This is a genomic window from Thermostichus sp. MS-CIW-15, from assembly GCF_054060575.1.
Map to the genome: position 1 here is coordinate 105,122 of NZ_JBSSDI010000007.1, position 8,363 is coordinate 113,484.

Sequence of the window (8,363 nt, forward strand, 5' to 3'; positions counted from 1 at the left end):
AACAACCTATGCTCAACAACCAAGGCAGACAGATCCTTGTAACTGGCGGTACCGGTGGGCTCGGGTTGGGAGTAACCCCCGTGCTCCTGGACACAGGGGCAGAGTTGACCTTGACCTACCGCCAAGAGGAGGAGTTGGCTGTTTTGCGGCAGCGCCTGCCGGCCAATAGCCTGGATCAGGTGCGCTTTGTGCAGGTGGATTTGCTGAACGAAGCCGCTGTGGCACGGCTCATCGACGATCTGCCCCGCGTCGATGGTTTGGTGCACCTGGTGGGCGGCTTTGCCATGGGCCCCACTCACGAGTACAGCCTAGAAGATTGGCGGCGCGATTTTGACCTCAACCTCACCACCACCTTCCTGGCCTGTAAGCACAGCCTGCGCAAGATGTGGCAACAGGGTTATGGACGGATCGTGACGGTGGCCTCCCGAGGGGCGGTAGAGCCGGGATCCCAACTGGCCGCCTACTGTGCTTCCAAAGCGGGGGTGGTGGCCCTGACCCGCACCATTGCCGCCGAAACCAAAGGCACCGACATCACCGCCAACGTCATCCTGCCCAGCATCATCGACACGCCGGCCAACCGGGCTGCCATGGGCTCCGAGCAGGCGGAGCTGTGGGTAAAGCCCGAGTCGATCGGGCAGGTGATCGCCTTTTTGGTCTCGGAAGCGGCGCGGGATCTGAGAGGGGCGGCGATCCCGGTGTACGGCAATGTCTGAGCTGCTTGGTTGACCGCGCCCCCAGACGGCCTTCATGATACGAGGGTAGAGGCTTATTTTCGTGCCGTTTTCCTATGCTGAAGCGATGGTTCTTGGGGGGCTGGCGTCAGCAAATTGGCCGCATTGAGGTAACAGGGGTGATCGATGGCAGAACCCGAGAGCGGGTTCTCAAAGCCTTGCAAGAGGTGGAAGAAAGACAGATCCCTGCCGTGGTGTTGCGCATCGACAGCCCCGGTGGGACAGTGGCAGACTCCCAGGAAATCTACAATGCCCTCTCGCGTCTGCGGGAACGCAAGGGCACGCGCATTGTGGCCAGCTTTGGCAACATCGCTGCCTCTGGAGGGGTTTACATTGCCATGGGAGCCGAGAAAATTGTCAGCAACCCTGGCACCATCACCGGCAGCATCGGCGTCATTATCCGCGGCAACAATCTCGAACGGCTGCTGGACAAGATAGGGATTTCCTTTAAGGTCATCAAGTCCGGCCCCTACAAGGATATCCTTTCCTTTGACCGCGAGCTGACCCCAGAAGAGCGCAACATCCTCCAAGAGTTGATCGACATCACCTACGGCCAATTTGTGCAAACCGTTGCTGCCGCTCGCCGGCTAAGCGTGAATGTGGTCAAAACCTTTGCCGATGGCCGCATTTTCAGCGGCGAACAAGCTCTGCACCTGGGCGTGGTGGATCGCCTGGGCACAGAAGAGGATGCCCGCCTCTGGGCCGCGGAGCTGTCAGGGTTGCCGCCCGATGCGAAGTTCTGCGATCTGCTCCCACGGCGCAGGGGTTGGGCCCGCTTGCTACCGGCGGCAGAGGCATTGGCGCGTCTGCAATTTGAGGTAAGCACCTCAGGCCTGCCCCTGTGGCTCTACACCGGTTCTTGAGAGACGGCCTCCACAACTGTGAGGATTGGTTCTCCCGCCCCCAACCCTTATGCCGGCATAAGAGAGCAGTTGGGAAGCAAAGCCAGAAGCCGCTTTGCCACCTGCTCCTGGCCGGGGGCTTGCGGCGGTGCGTCTGGCTGGCCGGAGTTACTCCTCTATTTGCCAGGGATCCTGCGCCAACTCCTCGTCGAAGATGCGGGGGGGACGCACCGCCATCAGCACTTGGCCCAGCAGGGGAGAGGGGGGCGAATCCTCTATCCACTCCACCGCCACAGCTCCCCCTCGATCCACCAGGAAAACCCCTGCCCTCCCTTCCCAGGTGCGAACGGCGCGATCCGCCACCAGCAAAATCGGATCCTGTTCTTCTTCAGGGGCCACTGGCCAGCCCAACAGGGATCCCAGCAAACCATTGTCCACCTGCAGGGCAACTGGGTCGGCGGCCCTTTGAATCGCCGGCCAAGCGGGCAAGGCCATCCACGTCTGCCCAGCCACGCTGGTGACCCAACCAAAAAGGCCTTGAGGCTCAACGGCAGGGATCTGCTCCCAGGTGGCGGTAGAAAGAGGCAGGGATCCGGCCACCGGCAGCAGACGGGGCAGATCCTCTTCCGGGCGAAACACCGAAAGCCTGGGCAACGGCTTGCGCTGGGGTTGGGAGCCGGGAGCCAACGTCGACAAGAGCCGCTCAACCTGTTGGCGGGCTGTTTCGCTGTGGGCATACTGAAAGGCGCGGCCAATGGCCCGGGTTCGCTCCTGGAGATCGCGGGTTTCCTGGGCAGTTTTCCAGGCTTGGTAAGCCACCGCATCGCCGGGGTGATCCGTGAACCCTTCCGGGAGCTGCCGCAGTTGGGCATAGTTTTTCACAGCCCGGGCGATCTCGTGGGCCTCATCGGCACCCAGGTTGCGGCTGACAACCAGCTCCGCCACCCGGACGCGATCCTGAGGCGAGAGGATGCGCAACTCGTAGAGAATATCGCTGCCTTTGTGGGCAAAGTGCTCCAAAACGGCTGAGCTGGCTCCTGCTTTCGCCATTCCTTCGTAAACCTGGGCGGCGACAACGATCTGGTTTTGGTGGGCGGGCTCAAACCCGGTCGCCTCGAAGATGGCCTGGGGAGTCATTTTCTGTCGTTGCAAGCTTTGGCAGGCCTTTGCCCAATCCAGCCACCCCCCCTCTTTGCGCTGCAGCCGGCCCATCAACAGGCTGGGATCCTCCTCCGGGGCAGTGGGTTCCGGCAAATGCTGACTCATGGCCAGGCTTCCTCCGCAACGACAATAGCCCAAAATGAACGCATACAGAACCAACCCATCCAATACAGTAAACTACCCCATGGCTATAGCTTGCTTCCGCGAAGCGGTAGCCGGGGGCTTTGGGAAATCCTGTAGCCGGCAAGCCAGCCGCGGATCCCTGGGCTGGTTGATAAGGGCAGCCTCAAATAACATAGGCCTACGGCCCACTAACGCGGGGGGCAGCGTTGGAGCTCGCATCCCCTTCCCGCCCACGTGCAAGAGTGACCCCGCAACCGCTGGCCAACCTGCAAACACAAAAGGATAGCTCGGTAGCCTCGTACTTTAGGGCGGGGCGGAAAAGCCCGTAGGCAACTTGAGTTGCTCATAATGGTATCGTTGTTACCGAGGCGTGCCGTTCCCAGGCAAGCACCTCATCACGATGAAAAACTCGACCAGTGGCCAGCGTCTGGGAGATGCCAACGTCTCAGCCAACCTGCAAGGACTCTGCCCCCTGACGCGATCAGAAAAGTCAGCAGAACCTTGGGGCCTTGCCTCAAGGAACTGTCTAGCTAGAGGCGCTTTGGCAGCGCCTTTACGAGCCCGTTTGTGAACTACGTTAAGCATCCCCCGCCTTCCGGCGGAGGGAGTGTCAATTGCTCTCGGCGCTCTCTCGGCACTCGCCCTCCGTCACCTGAATTCGATGAAGTAGCCGCGCCTTTTCCCCTCCCCTGACCCCCCATCCAGATCCAAAGGGATCCCTCTCCCGCCATACCAGAAGATGAACTGGGGTGGGCAAAGCAAACTAGCTCATGCTGACCCGGCTGCGGTCATAGGTGAGACGGAAGGTGGGATGCACCTTTCCTTGGATGCGGTTCCAGAAGTTGCGCACATTGGCCTGCAGGCCAACCCGCTCCGTGCCACGCACCAACATGGCTTGCTGACGAACCCGAATCGCCCGTTGGTGGCCCATCATCAGGCGGCGAGCCAGCTCATCCAGAACGTGAGAACGGCCAGGAGCAGGTGCCTCGGCTGTCTGAACGGTTTGAGCCGGCGCTGCAGCAGCTTCGGAACGATAGGCCGCGCCCCGATAGAGCAGGTCAAGCTTGGTGGGCAAAACCACCGGCTTGCTCAGGTGGCGAAATCGCCAGTCCAGCCCCCGATAGCGACCCCCCACTTTGCCCGGAGAAACAGTCACCGTCGCCGGCGAGTGGGTGTAACCAACGCCACGGTAAGAGAGTTCCATGATCTTCGCCTCCAAACGTATATGGTCTGTATCCACTTCACTTCCTGAGGAGTGACCCGAGATGTCCCGTGGACAGTCCCAAGGGTTGAGGTGCGTTCCTTCGGGATAGCTCCCTACTTCCGTCCTCCGGCTGCCGTCTTGCTCCACGATAAGCCAAACAGCAGGCGAGAGGATGAACGGTTTCTTTCTACATTTTGTATTATAAGCTACGGTTTTGAGGTATTGCCACCAACTTTTAACGAAAATTTCCACTGATCCTCCCTTTGGCTGGCCAAGAACCCAGCCTGAATGAGGCGGGATCCCCTGCGGGAGCCGGTTTGCAGCGCTTTGGGTTGGGCCCAGCCTTCCACTCTGTCCGCAGGGCCGAAGAAAGCATTATCGTGGAAGAATCCTCAGGATTGGCTACAAAAGTTCATACTCCTGGTGGGGTGTCTCTGTGCAGGAAGACTTTCGCCTGATTCTGGACATCGTGACAGTGTTGGCGGCAGCGGCGGCGGGTGGTTTTCTGGCAGCGCTGCTGAGGCAGCCGGTGTTGCTTGGGTACCTGCTGGCAGGGATCCTGGTGGGACCAACGGGGCTGGGGTGGATCAAGGAGTTGGTGCAGGTGGAAACCCTGGCCCAGTTTGGGGTGACCTTTTTGCTGTTCAGCCTGGGAGTGGAGTTTTCCCTCAAAGAGTTGCGCCAGGTGCGGGGGATCGCCATTGGCGGCGGCGCTTTGCAGATCGGCCTGACCATCGCGATCACGGCGGCGCTGGCAGTGGCCAGCGGCTGGCTGACGCCGGTGCAGGGGATCTTCCTGGGGGCAGTGCTCTCTTTGTCTTCCACAGCGGTGGTGCTCAAAAGCCTCACCGAGACCAACCAGATGGGCACGCCCCAGGCTCACGCCATGCTGGGGATCTTGATTGTGCAGGATCTGGCGGTGGGGCTGATGCTAGCGGTGTTGCCGGCTTTGGATTGTCCTTTGCCGGAGCTGGCGGGATCCCTGGCCAAGGCGCTGGCGGAGATTGGCCTGGTGGGGCTGGGGGCGGTGGTGGGCGGGATGTGGCTGGTGCCCGCTTTCCTGCGCCTTTTGGCGCAGCAGGAGAGCAAGGAGGTGTTTTTGTTGGGGGTGATCAGCCTCTGCGTGGGGATTGCCCTGTTGACAGAGCGGCTGGGCATTTCCAGCGAGATCGGGGCCTTCCTGGCCGGGCTGATGATCTCAGAAGTGGAATACGCCGACCAGACCCTGGCCTATGTGGAGCCGCTGCGGGATGTGTTTGCCGCCCTCTTTTTTGCCGCCATCGGCATGCTCATCGATCCCAGCTTTATCGCTGCCCACCTGCCCTTAATCTTAGGGTTAGTGGGGCTGGTGATGGTGGGCAAGTTTTGCCTGGTGGCCCCTTTGGCCGGTCTGTTCGGCTACCCGCTCCCCTCAGCGGTGTTGGTGGGGCTGGGCCTCTCGCAGATCGGCGAGTTCTCCTTTGTCCTGGCCAGCGAAGGGCAAGCGCTGGGGCTGGTGTCGCGGCAACTGTATTTGCTCGTCGTCAGCACCACCGCCGTTACCCTGCTGGTCACTCCCCTTCTGCTCAGGGGCGCGCCGCGGCTGCTGGCAAAATTACAAGGGATCCCTTTCTTTGCCCGTTGGCTGGAAGCGAGCGAGCGGCCCCGCGCCCTGTCCCCCGACGCTCCCCAACAGGATCACGTGGTGGTGTGCGGCTATGGACAGGTGGGGCAGGACATCGTGCGCATCCTGGAAGCCCGTCGCCATCCCGTCTTGGTGATCGACCAGTCGGAACGGGTCATCCAACACCTGCGCTCCCGTGGGATCCCCTATCTCTACGGCAATGCCGCCAGCGCCCCGGTGCTGGAGAAAGCTGGCCTGCCCCGCGCCCGCGCCCTGGTGATCGCCCTGCCGGATCGCCTGAGCATGCGCCTTTGCCTGAAACGGGCGCTGGAACTGGCGCCCCACCTGGATGTGGTGGTGCGGGCCACCCATGAAGAGGACATCGAACAGCTCTATCAGTTGGGGGCCAGGGAAGTCGTCCACCCGGAATTTGAGGCCAGCCTGGGCTTGTGCAGCCATGTGCTGCTGAAGCTGGACGAGCCCCTGGAGGTCATCCAGCAGGAGATTCTGGCCATCCGCAGCAGCCACTACCGCGATTTGCGCCCTCCTTACCCCAGTTGTCTGATCCCCACCCCCGTGAGTTGGCCGGCGCAGCCCCCATCCCCGCCGCTCCTCGGCCATGCCAACGGTAGCCGCGACAGCGGCCCACCCGAGCCTGCGACCGCCTGGTGGGAGCACTGGCAGCGCCCTGTACAGCCGGAATGGGCAGGGATCTCGGGCTCGGCTGAGTAGATAGAGACAAAACCCCTCTCAGGGGAGCTAACCAGGATAGGGGATCCGCAGGAGCTGGTTGACCGGTGGGTGAGCCACCTGCACCTGTTTGCCGTCCGGCCACTGGATCTGGATGGCTTCTACTGCCGACTCGGATCCCAGGCCAAAATGGGCCACCGGCTCCATCTGGCAGAGGTAGCCGCTGCCGGCGTCGATGGGTCGGATCTGCGTGCGGGTAGAGGTAACCAGGCGTACCAAGGCGCCGCGGGCTGGGGATCCCTGGCGGGTGAGGGGCAGAACTCTCAGCCAGTTGTTGCCAGGGGCCAGCGGACGGTAGAAGCTCAGGGGCTGGGCGCCCGATTCTCCGTGGGCAACGAGCAGCTCTAGGCAACCGTCCCCATCCACATCCGCCACCGCCGCTCCCGTCCCCAGTCCCTGCGGCTCGACAGCATCTCCCATGTCGATAGCCTGCCAGCAGCCGGAGCGCCAGCCAAACAGCCGGTTGGGCTCGCCGATGTTGTTAAAAAACAGCTCTGGGTAACCGTCGTTGTCGAAGTCGGCAGCGATCACCGTGCGGATGCGGGAGGGCCTGGCCAGCTCGGGAGGGGCCACATTTTTGAAGACGCCGCTGGAAGTTTGGATCCAGAGGCGATGCGGCCCTTCCCAGTTGCCGTACACCAGATCCAACCGCCCGTCCCCATCCAGATCCACCGCTGCCACCCCCCGTCCGTGCTCGCCGGGATCCGCCAACCCCACCTCGGCGGCAATTTCCTCAAAGGTGCCATCCCCGCGGTTGCGAAACAAAAAGTTGGGCCCCTGCTCGTTGACGGCAAAAATGTCCATCCGCTGGGAAACTAGGGGCACGGCCACCAGCCCCCGCCCTCCCGTTACCCGGTTTACCCCCGCCTCTGGCGCCACATCGGCGATCATCTGGCCGGCGGACAGCTCGTAAAGGCGCATGGGGCCGCCATAGTTGGCCACGAAAAACCCGTACCGCCCCTGGCCAAAGCGATCCACGCAGGCCACCGAGCGACCTGCCGTCAAGTTGAGGGCATCTTGGTTGTGGGGCAGAGAGAACAGATCCACCCAACGGGATCCCTGCCAGTCGAAGAGGCGATCCCCAAAGCGCTTGCGCCCGCCGAAGGTATCAGTATTCAAGACGTAGAGTTCTTCTTGCCCGTCGCCGTCGAAGTCGCCGGCAGCCACCCCAATGGCCATCCGCCCTGCATCGGCCAGAGTATCGTCCACCAAATCCACCAGCGCCTGGCCGTTCCACTTCAAAACCCGATTCGGGCCGCGGAAGCCGCACACAAACAGCTCAAAAGCCCCGTCCCGATCCACATCGCAAATGGCAACTCCATAGGAAAAAGCAGGCGGGTTGAACTGGATGAGGGAGCTGCAATCTTGGAACATGGGGATCCCGTCGTAGGAGAGGCAGGAACTGGTGGGGCTCCAGACTCTAATGGTATGCTAGATCCTCGCTGTCGCTTCCCTTTCAACCATGCCACGCATCAAATCTGCCATCAAGCGCGTCAAGATTGCGGAGCGAAATCGCCTGCGCAACAAAGCTACCAAAGCCATGGTGCGCGCGCTGATGAAAAAAGTCATTTCTCTCTCCTCTGCTTACGCCGCCAACCCCCAACCGGAAACCCTGCAGGAGATTCAAGCGGCGATGAGCGCTGCCTTTAGCCGCATCGACAAAGCGGCCAAAACAGGGGTTCTCCACAAAAACACAGCCGCCCGTCGGAAGGCGCGTTTGTCTCGGATCGTGCAACGATCCCTGGCCGCCACAAGTGCCTCCTAAGACAGGGTCTTGGACGGGCAGGGCCCAAAGGTCTCTACTGCTGCCCCGGAAGCAAGCTTGAGCATTTGCTTACCGAGCTTTTGTTTGACACTGATACATTTACGCTGAACACTGCTGAGCATTACTGCTCAGCGGTGAAGCGATAGCATTCTGTCCGTTTCCGTTGTCACTACGCGACGCTGAC

At 61.5% G+C, this 8,363-nt stretch carries 7 protein-coding genes and 1 riboswitch; of the genes, 4 read left to right on the forward strand and 3 right to left on the reverse strand.

What is annotated here, in order from left to right; all coding sequences use genetic code 11:
* Window positions 1–8 precede the first annotated feature (8 nt).
* Complete coding sequence (gene fabG / locus ACVW0R_RS04295; protein ID WP_011429803.1) at window positions 9–713, forward strand: 3-oxoacyl-ACP reductase FabG; 705 nt, start codon at window positions 9–11, stop codon at window positions 711–713.
* Between the two features lie 74 nt (window positions 714–787).
* On the forward strand, window positions 788–1,594 hold the full coding sequence (sppA, locus tag ACVW0R_RS04300; RefSeq protein ID WP_011429804.1) for a signal peptide peptidase SppA: 807 nt from the start codon (window positions 788–790) through the stop codon (window positions 1,592–1,594).
* A gap of 147 nt (window positions 1,595–1,741) precedes the next feature.
* Here the strand turns inward: sppA and raf1 are convergent, their stop codons facing one another.
* Together raf1 and ACVW0R_RS04310 are read right to left on the reverse strand one after the other, a co-directional pair.
* Window positions 1,742–2,839 (reverse strand): RuBisCO accumulation factor 1, encoded by a 1,098-nt coding sequence (gene raf1 / locus ACVW0R_RS04305; RefSeq protein ID WP_041438181.1) that lies wholly within the window; start codon window positions 2,837–2,839, stop codon window positions 1,742–1,744.
* Window positions 2,840–3,620: 781 nt separating this feature from the next.
* The gene (locus ACVW0R_RS04310) at window positions 3,621–4,061 is read right to left on the reverse strand and encodes a DUF4278 domain-containing protein (RefSeq protein ID WP_011429807.1); all 441 of its coding nucleotides are present in this window, start codon (window positions 4,059–4,061) and stop codon (window positions 3,621–3,623) included.
* A gap of 89 nt (window positions 4,062–4,150) precedes the next feature.
* A riboswitch (Glutamine riboswitch) is annotated at window positions 4,151–4,242 on the reverse strand.
* A gap of 255 nt (window positions 4,243–4,497) precedes the next feature.
* On the opposite strand from ACVW0R_RS04310, the gene ACVW0R_RS04315 reads away from it, so the two are divergent.
* A complete protein-coding gene (locus tag ACVW0R_RS04315; protein WP_099812303.1) occupies window positions 4,498–6,396 on the forward strand; it encodes a cation:proton antiporter in 1,899 nt (632 codons plus the stop codon).
* 27 nt (window positions 6,397–6,423) lie between these two features.
* Here ACVW0R_RS04315 and ACVW0R_RS04320 read toward each other — a convergent pair whose 3' ends face one another.
* Window positions 6,424–7,788, reverse strand: coding sequence for a CRTAC1 family protein (locus ACVW0R_RS04320; RefSeq protein WP_011429809.1), 1,365 nt, complete (start codon window positions 7,786–7,788; stop codon window positions 6,424–6,426).
* Between the two features lie 88 nt (window positions 7,789–7,876).
* Between ACVW0R_RS04320 and rpsT the strand changes: the two genes are divergently transcribed.
* Window positions 7,877–8,179: a 30S ribosomal protein S20 gene (gene rpsT / locus ACVW0R_RS04325; RefSeq protein ID WP_099812302.1), complete on the forward strand. Its 303-nt coding sequence runs from the start codon at window positions 7,877–7,879 to the stop codon at window positions 8,177–8,179.
* Window positions 8,180–8,363: the final 184 nt, after the last annotated feature.